Annotated in this window: 22 protein-coding genes; all 22 read left to right on the top strand. The window is 55.7% G+C overall.

The features are described 5' to 3' along the window. The first annotated feature begins 210 nt into the window (after positions 1–210). The 22 genes from rplC to EV681_RS12115 all read left to right on the top strand — a co-directional run bounded on the left by rplC (position 211) and on the right by EV681_RS12115 (position 15,085). On the top strand, positions 211–900 hold the full coding sequence (gene rplC, locus EV681_RS12010) for a 50S ribosomal protein L3 (RefSeq protein WP_014752567.1): 690 nt from the start codon (positions 211–213) through the stop codon (positions 898–900). Beyond that, the gene (gene rplD, locus EV681_RS12015) at positions 900–1,520 is read left to right on the top strand and encodes a 50S ribosomal protein L4 (RefSeq protein ID WP_014752566.1); all 621 of its coding nucleotides are present in this window, start codon (positions 900–902) and stop codon (positions 1,518–1,520) included. The genes rplC and rplD overlap by 1 nt, the downstream gene beginning before the upstream one ends. Beyond that, on the top strand, positions 1,517–1,819 hold the full coding sequence (gene rplW / locus EV681_RS12020; RefSeq protein WP_128393240.1) for a 50S ribosomal protein L23: 303 nt from the start codon (positions 1,517–1,519) through the stop codon (positions 1,817–1,819). Before rplD ends, rplW begins: the two co-directional genes overlap by 4 nt. A 1-nt stretch (position 1,820) precedes the next feature. Continuing rightward, positions 1,821–2,648 carry a 50S ribosomal protein L2 gene (rplB, locus tag EV681_RS12025; RefSeq protein WP_128393239.1) on the top strand — a complete coding sequence of 276 codons (828 nt, stop codon included), beginning with the start codon at positions 1,821–1,823 and terminating at the stop codon, positions 2,646–2,648. A gap of 12 nt (positions 2,649–2,660) precedes the next feature. After that, positions 2,661–2,936 (top strand): 30S ribosomal protein S19, encoded by a 276-nt coding sequence (rpsS, locus tag EV681_RS12030; RefSeq protein ID WP_014752563.1) that lies wholly within the window; start codon positions 2,661–2,663, stop codon positions 2,934–2,936. 3 nt (positions 2,937–2,939) lie between these two features. Further along, positions 2,940–3,269, top strand: coding sequence for a 50S ribosomal protein L22 (rplV, locus tag EV681_RS12035; protein WP_014752562.1), 330 nt, complete (start codon positions 2,940–2,942; stop codon positions 3,267–3,269). A 9-nt stretch (positions 3,270–3,278) separates the two neighbouring features. Beyond that, positions 3,279–4,085, top strand: coding sequence for a 30S ribosomal protein S3 (gene rpsC / locus EV681_RS12040; RefSeq protein WP_014752561.1), 807 nt, complete (start codon positions 3,279–3,281; stop codon positions 4,083–4,085). Between the two features lie 2 nt (positions 4,086–4,087). Further along, the gene (rplP, locus tag EV681_RS12045; RefSeq protein WP_014752560.1) at positions 4,088–4,504 is read left to right on the top strand and encodes a 50S ribosomal protein L16; all 417 of its coding nucleotides are present in this window, start codon (positions 4,088–4,090) and stop codon (positions 4,502–4,504) included. Between the two features lie 10 nt (positions 4,505–4,514). After that, a complete protein-coding gene (rpmC, locus tag EV681_RS12050) occupies positions 4,515–4,709 on the top strand; it encodes a 50S ribosomal protein L29 (protein ID WP_128393238.1) in 195 nt (64 codons plus the stop codon). 1 nt (position 4,710) lies between these two features. Beyond that, positions 4,711–4,992 carry a 30S ribosomal protein S17 gene (gene rpsQ, locus EV681_RS12055; protein ID WP_024004135.1) on the top strand — a complete coding sequence of 94 codons (282 nt, stop codon included), beginning with the start codon at positions 4,711–4,713 and terminating at the stop codon, positions 4,990–4,992. 271 nt (positions 4,993–5,263) lie between these two features. Continuing rightward, positions 5,264–5,659, top strand: a complete 396-nt coding sequence (locus EV681_RS12060; RefSeq protein ID WP_128393237.1) for a hypothetical protein — start codon at positions 5,264–5,266, stop codon at positions 5,657–5,659. 158 nt (positions 5,660–5,817) lie between these two features. Beyond that, on the top strand, positions 5,818–6,138 hold the full coding sequence (locus EV681_RS12065; RefSeq protein WP_242612236.1) for an AbrB/MazE/SpoVT family DNA-binding domain-containing protein: 321 nt from the start codon (positions 5,818–5,820) through the stop codon (positions 6,136–6,138). Next, complete coding sequence (locus tag EV681_RS12070; RefSeq protein ID WP_128393236.1) at positions 6,135–6,533, top strand: type II toxin-antitoxin system VapC family toxin; 399 nt, start codon at positions 6,135–6,137, stop codon at positions 6,531–6,533. Before EV681_RS12065 ends, EV681_RS12070 begins: the two co-directional genes overlap by 4 nt. Before the next feature lie 207 nt (positions 6,534–6,740). Then, the gene (locus EV681_RS12075; protein ID WP_128393235.1) at positions 6,741–8,108 is read left to right on the top strand and encodes an FAD-binding oxidoreductase; all 1,368 of its coding nucleotides are present in this window, start codon (positions 6,741–6,743) and stop codon (positions 8,106–8,108) included. A 32-nt stretch (positions 8,109–8,140) separates the two neighbouring features. Next, complete coding sequence (locus tag EV681_RS12080; RefSeq protein WP_130304144.1) at positions 8,141–9,577, top strand: FAD-binding oxidoreductase; 1,437 nt, start codon at positions 8,141–8,143, stop codon at positions 9,575–9,577. Between the two features lie 199 nt (positions 9,578–9,776). Then, a complete protein-coding gene (locus tag EV681_RS12085) occupies positions 9,777–10,682 on the top strand; it encodes a 2-dehydro-3-deoxygalactonokinase (protein WP_165393042.1) in 906 nt (301 codons plus the stop codon). Next, positions 10,663–11,295, top strand: a complete 633-nt coding sequence (locus tag EV681_RS12090; RefSeq protein ID WP_130304146.1) for a 2-dehydro-3-deoxy-6-phosphogalactonate aldolase — start codon at positions 10,663–10,665, stop codon at positions 11,293–11,295. The genes EV681_RS12085 and EV681_RS12090 overlap by 20 nt, the downstream gene beginning before the upstream one ends. A 300-nt stretch (positions 11,296–11,595) precedes the next feature. Next, positions 11,596–12,537 (top strand): sugar kinase, encoded by a 942-nt coding sequence (locus EV681_RS12095; protein ID WP_130304147.1) that lies wholly within the window; start codon positions 11,596–11,598, stop codon positions 12,535–12,537. A gap of 102 nt (positions 12,538–12,639) precedes the next feature. Further along, positions 12,640–12,939, top strand: a complete 300-nt coding sequence (locus tag EV681_RS12100) for a type II toxin-antitoxin system Phd/YefM family antitoxin (protein ID WP_128393230.1) — start codon at positions 12,640–12,642, stop codon at positions 12,937–12,939. A gap of 8 nt (positions 12,940–12,947) precedes the next feature. Beyond that, complete coding sequence (locus EV681_RS12105) at positions 12,948–13,343, top strand: type II toxin-antitoxin system RelE/ParE family toxin (RefSeq protein WP_128393229.1); 396 nt, start codon at positions 12,948–12,950, stop codon at positions 13,341–13,343. Between the two features lie 153 nt (positions 13,344–13,496). Continuing rightward, complete coding sequence (locus EV681_RS12110; RefSeq protein ID WP_128393228.1) at positions 13,497–14,243, top strand: FadR/GntR family transcriptional regulator; 747 nt, start codon at positions 13,497–13,499, stop codon at positions 14,241–14,243. Then, the gene (locus tag EV681_RS12115; protein ID WP_128393227.1) at positions 14,240–15,085 is read left to right on the top strand and encodes a fumarylacetoacetate hydrolase family protein; all 846 of its coding nucleotides are present in this window, start codon (positions 14,240–14,242) and stop codon (positions 15,083–15,085) included. Before EV681_RS12110 ends, EV681_RS12115 begins: the two co-directional genes overlap by 4 nt. Positions 15,086–15,319 lie beyond the last annotated feature (234 nt).

The raw sequence follows: 15,319 nt of genomic DNA on the forward strand, positions 1-15,319 counted from the left end.
CAATACCTGTTGTGCGCCTTAATCTGTTTGGTCAGTTGCTGGTTTTGCGACGCCGTTTTTTGGGGTGCCGCAATGCCGCTGGCAGCACTTTGAATTGAACCTGCATGGGTATTGTTGTCCGGGAAGGCAATGCGTTGCAGCCTTGAGTTTACCGGATGAATCATATTAAATTTAGCCCCAGCCAATCGTAGCTGGGAATTGGAGAAAATGATGTCGAATACGACACCTACGCCTGCCGCTTATCGGCTGGGACTGGTTGGTCGCAAGGTTGGCATGATGCGTATCTTCACGGAAGAAGGCGAGTCAATCCCTGTCACCGTGCTGGACGTATCCAACAACCGTGTTACCCAGGTCAAGTCTCTGGACACAGACGGCTATGCTGCCGTTCAGGTAGCCTACGGCGAACGCCGTGCAAGCCGTGTGGTCAAGGCGCAAGCAGGTCACTACGCAAAAGCCGGTACAGAAGCCGGTTCCATCCTTAAAGAATTCCGTCTCGATCCTGCAAAAGCCGCTGAATTTACAGCCGGCGCCGTTGTTGCTGTCGAAAGCGTATTCGAAGCCGGCCAGAAAGTCGACGTGCAAGGCACAACGATCGGTAAAGGCTTCGCAGGTACCATCAAGCGTCACCATTTTGGTTCCCAGCGCGCTTCTCACGGTAACTCCAGGTCGCATCGCGTACCTGGTTCTATCGGTCAGGCACAGGATCCAGGTCGTATTTTTCCTGGTAAACGCATGTCCGGTCACCTGGGTGATGTAACCCGTACCGTTCAAAATCTTGATGTCATCCGTGTTGACGCCGAACGTGGTCTTCTGATGGTCCGTGGTGCAGTACCCGGTCACAAGAATGGCGACGTCGTGGTTCTGCCGGCCATCAAAATGTCTGCGAAAGGAGCCAAATAATGGATCTTAAGCTCCTGAACGATCAGGGCCAGTCTGACGCAACCGTCAGCGCACCTGACACAATCTTTGGCCGTGATTTTAACGAAGCACTGGTTCACCAGGTCGTGATTGCCTATCAGGCAAACGCACGTGCCGGTAATCGTGCCCAGAAAGATCGCGAACAGGTCAAGCACAGCACGAAAAAACCATGGCGCCAGAAAGGCACCGGGCGCGCTCGTGCCGGTATGACATCTTCCCCAATCTGGCGTGGAGGTGGTCGTGCATTCCCGAACTCTCCTGAAGAAAATTTCAGCCAGAAAGTCAACAAAAAAATGTATCGCGCGGGTATCCGTTCGATCCTGTCTCAACTGGCTCGCGAAGGTCGCATCGCCGTTGTTGACGCTTTCACCTTCGACACGCCAAAAACAAAACTGGCTGCGTCAAAACTGAAAGCCATGGGTCTGGATTCTGTTCTGATCATCACCGACACTGTTGATGAAAACACCTACCTGGCAACTCGCAACCTGCCAAACGTAGCTGTTGTAGAACCGCGTTACGCTGATCCGCTGTCTCTGGTCCACTACAAAAAAGTGCTGATCACCAAAGCAGCTATCGCTCAATTCGAGGAGATGCTGGGATGAAAGCAGAACGTTTATTGCAAGTGATTTTGGCACCCGTCATCACCGAGAAAGCGACTTTCATCGCAGAATCTGGTGCGAAACCCCAAATCGCGCTGCGTGTTGCACCCGATGCAACCAAGCCCGAAGTGAAAGCAGCTGTTGAATTGCTGTTTAAAGTTGAAGTTGATTCCGTCTCTGTACTGAACCGTAAGGGTAAGGTCAAGCGCTCAGGCCGTTTCGTCGGTCGCCGCAAAGCCAACCGTATTGCCTACGTTTCACTGAAGCAAGGTCAGGAACTCGACTTTACGGAGGTAAACTGAGATGGCCTTAGTTAAAACAAAACCAACCTCTGCCGGCCGTCGCGGCATGATCAAGGTTGTGCATGCGAACCTGCACAAAGGTGCTCCGTTTGCAGCCCTGACAGAACATCAGAAACGTGGCTCCGGTCGTAACAACAATGGTCATATCACTATTCGCCATCGTGGCGGTGGTCATAAAAGCCATTACCGTTTGGTCGATTTCCGTCGTAACAAAGATGGTATCCCTGCAAAAGTAGAGCGTCTGGAATACGATCCTAACCGTACTGCACACATTGCCCTGCTTTGCTATGCAGACGGCGAGCGTCGTTACATCATCGCTCCTCGTGGTCTGGAAGTCGGCGCATCACTGTTGTCCGGCAAGGAAGTGCCTATCCGCGTGGGTAACACCATGCCGATCCGCAACATCCCTATCGGTTCAACCATCCACTGCATCGAAATGCAGCCAGGCAAAGGCGCGCAAATCGCCCGTTCCGCCGGTGCATCCGCTGTACTGATGGCCCGTGAAGGCATTTACGCCCAGGTCCGTCTGCGTTCCGGTGAAGTTCGCCGCGTGCATATTGATTGCCGCGCGACAATCGGTGAAGTCGGTAATGAAGAACACAGCCTGCGTCAATACGGTAAAGCCGGTGCGATGCGTTGGCGTGGTATTCGTCCGACCGTTCGTGGTGTTGCCATGAACCCGGTTGATCACCCACACGGTGGTGGTGAAGGCCGTACAGGTGAAGCTCGTGAGCCAGTCAGCCCATGGGGTACACCATCCAAAGGCTTCAAAACCCGCCGCAACAAGCGTACTGACTCAATGATTGTGTCACGTCGCAAGCGTAAATAAGGGGCGAACTAAATGTCACGTTCTATCAAAAAAGGTCCTTTCGTAGACGCCCACTTGCTGAAAAAAGTGGATGCCGCTGTCGATGGGAAAGAGAAAAAACCGATCAAAACCTGGTCGCGTCGTTCAACCATCCTGCCTGATTTCATCGGCTTGACAATTGCTGTTCACAATGGCCGTCAGCACGTGCCTGTGTATGTGAACGAAAATATGGTTGGTCACAAGCTTGGCGAGTTTGCTCATACCCGTACATACAAGGGCCATGCTGCAGACAAAAAGTCTAAGAGGTAAGCGATGGAAACTACAGCCGTTATTCGTGGTGTACATATCTCTGCGCAAAAAACCCGTCTGGTTGCGGACATGATCCGTGGCAAGTCTGTGGCACATGCGTTGAATATCCTTACATTCACACCAAAAAAAGCCGCTGGTATCGTCAAGAAAGCTCTGGAATCCGCAATTGCGAATGCCGAGCACAATGATGGTGCTGATATTGACGAACTGAAAGTGACGACAATCTATGTCGACAAAGCTCAGTCAATGAAGCGATTCTCCGCAAGGGCCAAGGGCCGCGGTAACCGTATCGAGAAGCAGACTTGCCACATTGTGGTCAAAGTCGGCGCATAAGGAGTCACAATGGGTCAGAAAATTCACCCTACCGGGTTCCGTCTCGCAGTTAACCGTAACTGGAGCTCACGCTGGTACGCTGACGATAAAGACTACGGCGCCATGCTGGCCGAAGACGTCCGCGTTCGCGAGTACCTGAAACGGAAACTGAAAAACGCATCCGTCGGTCGCGTCCTTATCGAGCGTCCTGCAAAAAATGCACGGATCACTGTATTTTCTGCGCGTCCCGGTGTTGTCATCGGCAAACGCGGCGAAGATATCGAGAGCCTGAAGTCAGACCTGCAACGCCTGATGGGCGTGCCGGTTCACGTTAATATCGAAGAAATTCGCAAGCCTGAAACCGATGCTCAGCTGATCGCTGATTCTATCGCTCAGCAGCTGGAAAAACGGATCATGTTCCGTCGCGCCATGAAACGCGCGATGCAGAACGCCATGCGCCTGGGTGCGCAGGGTATCAAGATCATGTCCGCCGGCCGTCTGAATGGTATCGAAATTGCCCGTACCGAATGGTATCGTGAAGGTCGTGTGCCTCTACACACCCTGCGCGCCATCATCGATTATGGCACCTCTGAAGCACAGACTACCTACGGTATTATTGGTATCAAAGTCTGGGTCTACAAAGGCGATCTGCTGCCAAATGGCGAAATGCCCGCTGAAGTGGCTGCTGCTCCTCGTGAAGATGAGCGTCGTCCACGTCGTCCTCGTGGTGACCGTCCTGATGGACAGCGTCGTCCAGGCGGCCGTGGTCGCAGCAGTGGTCGCAAAGCAGGTGATGCTGCAGCGCCAGCCGCAGCAACTGCGACAGAAGGAGAATAATTATGTTGTCACCAGCACGCAGGAAATACCGTAAAGAGCAGAAAGGCCGCAATACCGGTCTGGCTACTCGCGGTACCAATGTAAACTTTGGCGACTTCGGTCTGAAAGCTACTGGTCGTGGTCGTCTGACTGCTCGCCAGATTGAGGCAGCCCGTCGTGCCATGACCCGTCACATTAAACGTGGCGGTCGTATCTGGATCCGAATTTTCCCAGACAAGCCGATCTCTCAGAAACCTGCTGAGGTCCGTATGGGTAATGGTAAAGGTAACCCGGAGTATTGGGTAGCCGAGATCCAGCCTGGTAAAGTATTGTACGAAATGGACGGCGTCAGCGAAGAGCTGGCACGTGAGGCGTTCCGTCTGGCAGCTGCCAAGCTGCCAATCGCGACAACGTTTGTCACACGTCACTTCGGCGCTTAAGGAGAGATTCATGAAAGCAAGTGAACTCCGTTCGAAAGAGACGACAGAGCTGTCCACAGAGCTCGAAAGCCTGTTGAGGGCACAATTTAGCCTGCGTATGCAGCGCGCCACTCAGCAGCTGTCCAACACTAGTCAGTTAATGAAAGTACGTCGCGACATCGCGCGTGTACGCACTGTCATGACTGAAAAAGCTGCAGGTAAGTAATATGAGCGAAACAACGCAAACGACACCCGCAAAGCGTCAGCGTACCCTGATCGGTAAAGTGGTTAGCAACAAGATGGACAAATCCGTTGTCGTTCTGGTAGAACGTCGCGTGAAGCACCCCATCTACGGCAAAATCGTGGTCCGTTCAAACAAGTACAAAGCGCATGACGAATCTAATGAGATCAACGAAGGCGACACAGTAGAAATTGCTGAAGGTCGTCCTATTTCACGCAGCAAATCGTGGAGTGTCGTTCGTCTTATTGAGGCAGCACGCGTCATCTGATGCTTCGCCGGCGTTAGCCAAGTCACGAGCCTGTGCATTTTGCAGGCTTGAGACGGCACCGATTGCCGGCATGCGAAGAAGAAGTACCAAAGCCACCCTTTTGAAGGGTGGCTTTTTTGTGCGCATAGCCAACAGATCATGCCAGGGTCAACGTGTTTTATCGGGGTAAACCCCGCCCTTGGCGCAGGGTACCGGGCCTGCATGTCGATTTATCGTGTTGCTGGTGGCGTTGTTTGACTACAATCAATCTATTTTTATCAAAGGAGATGGCATGCGTCTGATTCTACTTCCGGCGGCTCTGGCCAGCATGGTTCTGGCAGGTTGTGCTACCGGTTCAGCGGACGGCAACAAAGATGGCAACAATCTTAGCCGCACTCAGCAGTCTGTTTATATCTGCAAGGGTAAACGGCAATTGGGCGTGGCCTATGTGTTTGTCAATGACAAGGCAACCAAAGTGATTGTCAGCGACAAGCGCAGGACATATGAACTGACACGTGCAGATCAGACTGATGGCGACGCTACGGCATTTACCAACGGGACGGTTACGTGGATTGCCAGTGGCGAGGTCACCGAGCAGTCAGTCAATACCCATCAGGGCAGCCGTCTGCTTAAGGTAGGGCGCAACGGCAGGGCGACTGCCGTCGCCAGCGATTGCAACCCGGGCTGAACAACCTCTTCTTTGGTCCATCACGCCACACCTTTTGCGGGTGTGGCGTTTTCATTCATCCATGATGCTGTCCAGCAGGTTGCTGGCCAACATCGCCATCAATAATGACGCATTAACGTCGTTGCCGGTTGAGAGATGGTCCGCTAGGGCATGCGACAATGCGATCCATTGAAAGTAATGTAAAAATCCATTACTATATTGATAAGTTCAACCACAAAGGATTTTCCATGACGTCAGTGACGGTAACGATGAAAGGGCAGGTCACCCTAAAGCGGGACTTGCTGGTACATCTGGGTATTAAGCCGGGCGAACGGATCGACTTTGACAAGATGCCCGGTGGTGAGCTGCGGGTCAAAGCAGCGCGTCCTGCAGGCACGATTGAAAATTTTATTGGGCGGCATGCCGGAAAAGTCAAAAAGCCAATGACTATCGAGGAAATGAACGAGCTTGCCGCTGCTGGTTGGGCGGGTGATAAGTGAAGATTGCTGTCGATACAAACATACTTGTTCGCGCGGTTTTGCAGGATGACGAAGATCAGGGCAGGGCGGCAGCGAATGTATTGAAAAATGCCTCATTGATTGCCATTCCATTGCCCTGTCTGTGCGAACTGGTCTGGATTTTGCGAAGAGGCGCCAAACTGTCCCAGGAAGACGTCGCTCAGACCATCCGCGATTTATTGAATGCGGGGAATGTCGTAATGAACCGGCCGGCAGTCGAGGCCGGGCTGTCAATACTTGAAGCGGGTGGCGATTTTGCAGATGGCGTTATTGCCTATGAGGGCAATTGGCTGGGAGGTGAAACGTTCGTGTCATTCGATAAACATGCCGTCAAACTGTTGACGGAAAAAGGTGAAGCCGCGCAACTGCTTGTCTGATATGGCCGTCCTGACCTGATGGTCGAATCGGCAAATCGAGCCAACGGCTTGTCGCCAGTCATGGCGCTTGGCGGCAAGCCGTCTTGATCACAATCTGGTGCGCCGCTGGGCCGACATATAAGCGGCAATCGGCGACAGCTGGCGGTTGCAGGGTGGTCAATCGTATAGAATAAATCTTCTGTCATTTTCTGCGATTCCCTCTTTTTCATGTCTGATTCCTTTCTCTCCCAATTACCGGCAGAACTGAACGTTTTGACGGACCCGGCTTCGCTCGTACGATACGGCAGCGACGCCAGTGGTTTGTGCGCCGGCGTCCCGCTACTGGTGGCGCGACCTGCCACGGTCGAGCAGGTGGGCGCACTGGTTGCCCTGTGCGCCAGGCACAATAGGAAAATCACAATCGCCGGCGGCGGCAGTGGATTGGCCGGTGGGGCAGCGCCCGACGAAGGCGACGTCGTCATTTCGCTCGAACTGCTGAACCGGATTGAAGACATCGATGAAGCGGGCGGTACAGCACTGGTGCAGGCCGGCGTCGTGCTGGAAACCCTGTGTGCGGCGGTGGAAGAAAAGGGCTGGTACTTTCCGCTGGACCTTGGCGCGCGCGGCTCCTGTCAGATCGGGGGCAACGTGGCTACCAATGCCGGTGGCAATCGGGTTCTGCGTTATGGCACCACCCGGCAACTGGTGCTGGGCCTGGAGGTCGTGCTGCCAGATGGCACCATCATGACCATGCTGGATCGTACCCTTAAAAACAATACTGGCCTGGATTTGAAGCAGCTTTTCATTGGCACCGAGGGCACGCTGGGCATTATCACACGTGTGGTTGTGCGCCTGTTCCCACGTCCGCAGACAAGGCGCTCGGCCCTGGTGGGGCTGGGCTCGTTCACGCAGATCGCGCCCTTGCTGAAGGCAGCGCGCAGCGCGCTGCCCGAGTTGTCCAGTTTTGAAGTGATGTGGGCCGACTATGTGGCCCAGGCTGCACGGGTCACTGGCAGGGCTATTCCCTTTGACGGCGCATGGCCACTTACCGTGCTGCTCGAAACCGAAGGCGCCGACACGCCCATGTTTCATGCCGGTTTCGATGCCTTCCTGGAATCCATGCTTGAGAACGACGCCGTGCAGGATGCCATCGTGCCGCAAAACCTGGAACACGCAGCAGATCTGTGGGCGATCCGCGATGGCATTGGCGAGCTGTTCACGTCGCTGCGGCCATTCGTGGCCTTCGATATAGGTATCCCCTTAAAAGATATGGGCGCCTTCATAGAGCAGGCCATGGCTGAGATCAGCCAACGCTGGCCGCAGGCCTCCAACCTGCTTTTCGGCCATCTTGGCGATGGTAATTTGCATCTGACGACCGGCCATCTGCAACCGGATGATATTGTGCCGGTGGAAGAGGCGGTATATGCACTTACCGGCAGGTTCAATGGCAGCATTTCGGCCGAGCATGGCATTGGCCGTTTAAAGAAACCGTTTCTTCATTACAGTCGTGATGATACCCAGCAGCAGGTCATGCGCCGTATCCGTGACGCACTTAATCCGCAAGGTGTATTGAACGCGGCACGCATTCTTGATTGATATTTTTTGCTATCTTAAAAAGGCCACACGTCATGGCATATAGCCCAGCCACCCCCGTTTCTAGCGTCGCGCCCCGGCATCTTTGTGAGGCAGCGCGCGCCGCTTTTGTTGCCCATTTCGGCGAGCGCTTCTCCACCGGCGCAGCCGTTCGCGATCATCACGCGCGTGATGAATCGGCGTACCCGCCCGTGCAGCCCGATGGTGTATTGTTTGCCAGGGACACCGACGATGTGGTCGCTGCAGTCAAACTATGCACCCAATACAATGTGCCGCTTGTGCCATTTGGCATTGGTTCATCCATCGAGGGCCATGTGCTGCCCATTGAAGGCGGTATCACGATCGATTTTCGCGACATGAATCAGGTGCTGGCCATCCAGCCGGAAGATTTCACCGTAACGGTGCAGCCGGGGGTGATTCGCACACAGTTAAATGAAGAGATTCGCCATACCGGCCTGTTCTTTCCCATCGACCCGGGTGCGCATGCATCTATCGGCGGCATGACAGCGACCCGCGCTTCCGGAACCAACGCGGTCCGCTACGGCACCATGCGCGACAATGTACTGTCGCTCAAAGTGGTCACGGCAACCGGCGAGGTTATTCGTACCAGCAGTCGCGCCCGCAAATCGTCGGCGGGCTATGATCTGACGCATTTATATGTGGGCAGTGAAGGTACGCTGGGCGTGATTGTGGAAATTACCTTGCGTGTGTATCCGCTACCAGAGGCGGTGACTGCCGCGGTGTGCTCGTTCCCGACCCTGCGCCATGCGGTACAGGCCGTGACCGAGATTATGCAAAGCGGTGTGCCCATTGCCCGCGTCGAGTTCATGGATGAGCGTGCCGTGCGCGCTGTCAACGCCTACAGTAAAACCACACTGGCGGAACAGCCGCTGCTGCTGTTCGAGTTTCACGGATCGCCCGCAGGCATTGCCGAACAGGCCGTGATCGTGCAGGAACTGACCGCCGGGCAGGGTGGCACGGCGTTCCAGTGGGCTGAAAAACCCGAGGAGCGCACTGTGCTGTGGACTGCCCGCCACAATTACTATTTTGCCTGCCTGCAGCAACGGCCTGGTGGACGCGCCATTACCACTGATGTGTGCGTACCTATATCCCGCCTGGCCGATTGCGTTACCGACACCGCCGCTGATCTGCAAAAGCTGGCCTTTCCGTGGTCTATTGTCGGCCATGTCGGTGATGGCAATTTCCATGTGGTCATGATGATTGATGCAGATGATGAACAGGAATGGCATCAGGCAGAAGACATCAACAATCGCCTGGTGCTGCGTGCCATACAGATGGATGGCACCTGCACCGGTGAGCACGGCGTGGGCATTCACAAGATGGGTTTTCTGAAAGCAGAACATGGCGAAGTCGCGCTGCAATTGATGCGCAACATCAAGCATGCTTATGACCCCAACAATATCTTCAATCCGGGCAAAATCGTCAGTTGGTCGGCGCCAGCGGGACAATGACGAATGTGATCGCACGCGCCGTGCCAGGCGAGCAAGTGCAAGTGACGCAGCAACGAAACAAAGGTATGCAGTAATCTGGTTTTCTGTTCATTTGTGATAAGCTGATCGCCGCCACTCACATGGTGTCATGCGCCGAAAGTGCTGCAGGCACCCGACAGAACCGCACATGCGTGGGCGCAATAAAAGGAGAAGAAGACAAATGGTTTCGCGTTATCTCGCAGCAGACTGGGGTTCCACCAATCTGCGTTTGTGGCTGGTTGAGGACGGCATTGCCGTGAAAAATGCGGCATCGCCTTTCGGGATTACGCGGATGCAGAACCAGTCGTTCCCCGCTGTGCTACAGGGCCTGCTGCAGCAAATGCAGATTGCGCAAGCCGACGTTTCGCGCGTCTACATTGCCGGCATGGCGGGCAGCAACGTGGGTTGGCAACAGGCAAACTATCTGCCCTGCCCGGTATCGCTCAATACCCTGGGCACAAGCCTGACTGCGGTGGATCCTGGCTGGCCGGCCCAGGCCGGCATTATTCCCGGCGTATGCGTGCCCGGCCCGGATGGCGCCGACGTGATGCGTGGCGAGGAAACCCAGTTGCTGGGCGCGCTGCAAGACACGGCATCGGCCCTGTTCATACTGCCAGGCACCCACAGCAAATGGGCGCGCGTTCGCCACGATGTCATCGATAGCTTCACGACGGTTATGACCGGGGAGCTGTTCGATGTACTGCGGCACCATTCCCTGCTAGGTCGTGGTCTGCCGGCGGCGACGCCACACCCCGAATCCTTTGATCACGGCGTCACGGCCGGGTTGGCTGCCAGCGATACCATGACCGAACTGTTCAGCGTCCGGGCGCGGTATATTTTGGGTCATCTGCCTGCCCAGCAGGTTGATGACTACCTCTCGGGGCTGCTGATCGGCTCCGAAGTGCGCGATATGCGCCAGCGTTTCGAGCTATCGACCGATACGCCGGTCACCCTGGTGGGTAGCGGCTCGCTTTTCACACGTTATGATCGCGCCCTGCATCTGGCCGGTATTGCGTTTACTACCCAGGATGCCGATACGGCCATTTTGAACGGAATAAGGAAAATACATGACTCCCTGGACACCTGAGTTGCCGCTGATCGCCATTTTGCGCGGCATCGGTCCCGATGAAGTGCTCGATCACGTGCAGGCGCTGCATGAGGCCGGGTTTGACGCCATTGAAATCCCTACCAATTCGCCAGACTGGCAGGTGAGTGTGCAGCGGGTGAGCCAAACCTTTGGCGCGAGCCTGATGACCGGGGCCGGAACGGTCCTGACATCGGAACATCTGGCGCAGCTGTCCGCGGCCGGCGGCAGGCTGATGGTAACGCCCAATACCAATCCGACGCTAATCACCGAGGCAGTCAGCACCTACGGTTTTCAAGTCTGCGCCGGGTTTGCCACCGCCAGCGAGGCTTTTGCCGCCTTGCAGGCAGGCGCTCAGGCGCTCAAGCTGTTTCCGTCCAGCGTATTCGGACCGGATTACGTCAAGGCGCTCAAGGCTGTTTTGCCGGCACACGTGCCGCTGTACGCGGTTGGTGGCATCAATCCCGGGAACCTGGCCAGCTATCTGGACGCCGGTTGCGCTGGTGCCGGACTGGGGTCCGATCTGTATCGGCCTGGACAGCAGGTGGCGGTGACGCGTGAACGTGCACAGCGCTTTGTACAAGCATGGCAGGCTGCACGAGTGCAGGCGCATTGAATGTTGCCTGCGCCCAAGGTTGTGAGCGCGGTGACGGCCTTTTGTATCAGAACCAGGGGTCGTCCAACCATCGCTGTTGGGCTTAGCGCAGTCATTGCAAAGGTATGCACGTTGCGATCGTTGGCCGTTAGCAATGTTGGCAACGTTGGCGACGAGATACCGAAAGAATCCGCAGGTACATCAAACCGGGACCGTGGCGGGCGCCCGGGAATAACAAGCGTTTTGATATTGTCCGGCAGCGAGTGCTGTCCGGGCCGGTACAGAATCAGAAAACACAGACAATGACGGGAGAATAGAGACATGGCGACATTTGATGTGGCGCTGTTTGGGGAAATGATGGTACTGCTGGTGGCCGCAGAACCGGGTCCGCTGGAACAGGTGCATACCTTTCACAAAATGACGGCGGGCGCCGAAACCAATGTGGGCATTGCGCTGGCCCGCCTGGGCGCAAAAGTCGCCTGGGCCAGCCGGCTGGGTGACGATACCATGGGCATGTATCTGAAAAATATCATGCAGCGGGAAGCGATCGATTGCTCGCGGGTGCTGATGATGCCGCGTGAACGCACCGGCTTTATGCTCAAAGGCAAAGTGATCGAGGGCGACCCGCCAATTGAATATTATCGCTCGGGTTCGGCCGCCAGCGCCATGACGGCAGATGATCTGGATCCGGACTGGCTGGGCCAGGCCCGCCATTTGCATGTCACCGGCATTTTCCCGGCCCTCAATGCCGGCACCTATGCACTGACCATCGCCGCCATGCAGCATATGCGCCGCGCGGGGGGAACGGTTTCCTTTGATCCCAATCTGCGCCCGGCTCTGTGGGGGTCCGCCGAACTGATGCGCTCGCGCCTGAATGAGCTGGCCGGTCTGGCCGACTGGGTCCTGCCCGGCCTGGAAGAGGGTCGTATCCTCACCGGCGCCGACAGTGAAGAGGGGATCGCGGCGTTTTATCAGGGCCTGGGCGCACAGGCCGTTATCGTCAAGCTGGGCGCCCGCGGCGCGTTTGGACAGGCCGGAGACCTGCAGTTCCGGGTGCCAGGCTATCCCGTGGAAAAAGTCGTGGATACCGTCGGCGCCGGGGACGGGTTTGCCGCCGGGCTGATCAGCGGCCGGCTCGAAGGGCTGGACTGGCAGGCCAGCGTACGCCGCGCTACCATCATCGGGGCCTGTGCCGTACAGGTCGCAGGCGATACCGAAGGCTACCCCGACCGTGCCAGGCTGGCGCAGCTGGATGGGGGTTAAGGCATTCTACACATTACGGAATCTCCTGATTCCGCTTCTTTTTTTGCACTGATATAATGTACATTATTATGTACAAATAGTTGTATGAATGGGAGCAATACCATGGGAATCACCTCCGGTGATGTTATTTCGCTATCCCAGGCCCGGGCAAATTTGTCCGAACTGGCCGATCAGGTCAAAGGGGGCGCTGAGAAAATCATCACCAAAAATGGCGAAAGCTATGTGGCTATCATTGATGCCCAGCGACTGGATTACTATCATCAACTGGAACGCGAGCGCATCCACTTGCTGCTCATTGATGATGCCAGCAAGGGGCTGGTCGATGTCGCCACTGGGAAAGTGAAAGATGCTCAGTCTACCCTGGCGGCAATCAAACGCCGTCGCGCCGCAGCAGCAGGCTGACGGTGCATATGGCAGAAACAGCTCGCTATACCGTCAGGCTGACAGCCCACTTTGAACGCAACCTCGAACAAATTGAAGGGTTCCTGTGGGAGACCGAAGCGCCTCAGACGTTTGACGCGCTTTTGGATGAACTGACAGACACCATCATTCCGAATCTTGCGCGTTTTCCGCATATGGGCCGTGTGTTCTCGGCCCGACCCGCACGCTCGGTCGAAGTTGCTAATGGTATTGAACGTCTGGGCGCACAATTTGACGTCATTGCCAATTCAGGCGATCAGTTGCGCGAATATGTGATGTCGAACTATTTGCTACTGTATGCAACAATCAATACGACCGTCTACTTGCTCTCCATCCGGCATCAACGCCAACTGTCTTTCGACTTCGCAAATCACTGGCCGTCCTGAAAATCAGGGCTTTTTTGTCCTACCTAGGGTTTTCTACAGTTGCGGCATGTCATTCAGTGGTCTTACCATTGAACGCTAATTTGAAATCCACGGTTTACCGGGTTATTTCAGATAAACGGCCCAGCCAAAAACAGAAAAAGCGAAAAGAGACAAGTGAAGTTCGAAGCCATCAAATCCCGCTCCGTGTCGGAACTGGTTGCCCAGCGGTTGATCGATATGATCCGCAAGGGGCAACTGGTGGCTGGCCAGCAACTGCCGCCAGAGCGGGAGCTGGCGGTATTGTTCGATGTGGGCAGGCCCGCCGTCCGGGAAGCTATCCGGGGCCTGTCGCTGCTGGGGCTGGTCAAGATCCAGCAGGGTGAAGGCAATTTCATCAGCTCACTGAATGTGGAAGACCTGATCGAGCCGCTCAGCCTGCTGATTGACCTGCATTTTGACCAGATCAACGAACTGTTCGATGCGCGCAAGATTATCGAAGGTGGTATTACACGTCTGGCTTGCGAGCGGCTGACTGAAGCCGAAATCGACCGTCTGCGAGTCAATGTAGAGGAAGCGCGCGCCGCGCTGGCCCGCAATGACCACGCAGCCATTCGCCATCTGGATATCGAACTGCATCAGACCATCATCAACGCCTGTGGCAATGTTTACCTGCAACGGGTGGCGCAAAGCATCAGTTTGCTCAGCCGCAAGAGCCGTACGATCACAACCGTCATTCCGTCGATCCTGCAATCGACCTTTGATGACCACGAACATATTGTGCGGGCGCTGGCCGAACGCAATCCGGCCAAGGCTTCCGAAGCCATGTACCGGCACCTGGATCATGTGCAGAAGCACTACAACGACTATCAGCAAGCCGGCGCAACGACACCGGCACATACAAACCAACAGGAGTCAGTATGAAACTCATTCGTTATGGGGAAAGCAAGCAGGAAAAACCGGGCATCGTCGATAGCGACGGCCGTATCCGTGATCTGTCCGGCGTCATCAGCGATGTCGACGGCAGCACCATCACAGAAAGCGGCCTGGCGCGCCTGCGCGGTCTGGATATCTCGACCCTGCCTGTTGTCGAAGGCAATCCGCGTGTTGGCCCCTGCGTTGGCAACATCGGCAAATTCGTTTGTATCGGACTGAACTATTCGGATCATGCTGCTGAGTCTGGTCTGCCTGAGCCTTCGGAGCCTGTGGTCTTTAATAAGTGGACCAGCGCCATTGTTGGACCCAATGACGACGTGGCCATTCCCCGCGGTTCGAAGAAGACCGACTGGGAAGTAGAGCTGGGCGTGGTGATCGGCAAGGAAGCACGTTACATCAGCAAGGAAGACGCACTCTCGCATGTGGCCGGCTATTGCGTGATCAATGACGTGTCGGAACGCGAGTACCAGACCGAGCGTGGCGGCACATGGGACAAGGGCAAGGGCTGCGACACATTTGGTCCTATTGGCCCCTGGCTGGTGACGGCAGACGAGGTGCCTGATCCGCAGGCACTGAATCTGTGGCTGGAAGTAGATGGCAAACGCTATCAGGACGGCACCACTGCCAAAATGATTTTTGATGTTGCCACGATCATTTCGTATCTGAGCAATTTCATGAGTCTGCAGCCAGGCGATGTGATTTCCACAGGCACGCCACCCGGCGTTGGCATGGGTGTCAAGCCTGAACCTGTTTACCTGAAGGCCGGCCAGACCATGCGTCTGGGCATCGAAGGCCTGGGTGAACAGACACAGAAAGTGGTGCAGGCCTAAGGCTGGCACAAGCGCGGCGCGAAGGAGGCGCCGCGTTGCTTTAACCCTGAATGCCGCTTGTGTTATTCAGGTTGTTGATGAAGTCGGGCGTGCGATCACCGGAACAAGGTTGGTGCGATGCCAGACAGTGGTTGTAGATGTATAAAAATAGAACCGTCCGTCGCGCAATCCGTGTGTACGGACACCACATCTCAGGAGCCCGGCTGCGCCGGGGCTGCCTGTAAACGGAGACAG

The sequence above is a fragment of the Advenella incenata genome (assembly GCF_004217095.1).
In the GTDB taxonomy this organism is placed as follows: Bacteria; Pseudomonadota; Gammaproteobacteria; order Burkholderiales; family Burkholderiaceae_B; genus Advenella; species Advenella incenata.

Excerpts from the sequence above, each read along its gene's own strand:
- rplV (WP_014752562.1), top strand. The coding sequence starts at position 2,940 with ATGGAAACTACAGCCGTTATTCGTGGTGTACATATCTCTGCGCAAAAA.
- EV681_RS12090 (WP_130304146.1), top strand. The coding sequence starts at position 10,663 with ATGACTCCCTGGACACCTGAGTTGCCGCTGATCGCCATTTTGCGCGGC.
- EV681_RS12100 (WP_128393230.1), top strand. The coding sequence starts at position 12,640 with ATGGGAATCACCTCCGGTGATGTTATTTCGCTATCCCAGGCCCGGGCA.
- rplW (WP_128393240.1), top strand. The coding sequence starts at position 1,517 with ATGAAAGCAGAACGTTTATTGCAAGTGATTTTGGCACCCGTCATCACC.
- rpmC (WP_128393238.1), top strand. The coding sequence starts at position 4,515 with ATGAAAGCAAGTGAACTCCGTTCGAAAGAGACGACAGAGCTGTCCACA.
- EV681_RS12085 (WP_165393042.1), top strand. The coding sequence starts at position 9,777 with ATGGTTTCGCGTTATCTCGCAGCAGACTGGGGTTCCACCAATCTGCGT.
- EV681_RS12080 (WP_130304144.1), top strand. The coding sequence starts at position 8,141 with ATGGCATATAGCCCAGCCACCCCCGTTTCTAGCGTCGCGCCCCGGCAT.
- EV681_RS12060 (WP_128393237.1), top strand. The coding sequence starts at position 5,264 with ATGCGTCTGATTCTACTTCCGGCGGCTCTGGCCAGCATGGTTCTGGCA.
- EV681_RS12065 (WP_242612236.1), top strand. The coding sequence starts at position 5,818 with ATGCGATCCATTGAAAGTAATGTAAAAATCCATTACTATATTGATAAG.
- EV681_RS12115 (WP_128393227.1), top strand. The coding sequence starts at position 14,240 with ATGAAACTCATTCGTTATGGGGAAAGCAAGCAGGAAAAACCGGGCATC.
- rpsS (WP_014752563.1), top strand. The coding sequence starts at position 2,661 with ATGTCACGTTCTATCAAAAAAGGTCCTTTCGTAGACGCCCACTTGCTG.
- EV681_RS12105 (WP_128393229.1), top strand. The coding sequence starts at position 12,948 with ATGGCAGAAACAGCTCGCTATACCGTCAGGCTGACAGCCCACTTTGAA.
- rpsQ (WP_024004135.1), top strand. The coding sequence starts at position 4,711 with ATGAGCGAAACAACGCAAACGACACCCGCAAAGCGTCAGCGTACCCTG.
- rplD (WP_014752566.1), top strand. The coding sequence starts at position 900 with ATGGATCTTAAGCTCCTGAACGATCAGGGCCAGTCTGACGCAACCGTC.
- EV681_RS12095 (WP_130304147.1), top strand. The coding sequence starts at position 11,596 with ATGGCGACATTTGATGTGGCGCTGTTTGGGGAAATGATGGTACTGCTG.
- rplB (WP_128393239.1), top strand. The coding sequence starts at position 1,821 with ATGGCCTTAGTTAAAACAAAACCAACCTCTGCCGGCCGTCGCGGCATG.
- rplP (WP_014752560.1), top strand. The coding sequence starts at position 4,088 with ATGTTGTCACCAGCACGCAGGAAATACCGTAAAGAGCAGAAAGGCCGC.
- rplC (WP_014752567.1), top strand. The coding sequence starts at position 211 with ATGTCGAATACGACACCTACGCCTGCCGCTTATCGGCTGGGACTGGTT.
- rpsC (WP_014752561.1), top strand. The coding sequence starts at position 3,279 with ATGGGTCAGAAAATTCACCCTACCGGGTTCCGTCTCGCAGTTAACCGT.
- EV681_RS12075 (WP_128393235.1), top strand. The coding sequence starts at position 6,741 with ATGTCTGATTCCTTTCTCTCCCAATTACCGGCAGAACTGAACGTTTTG.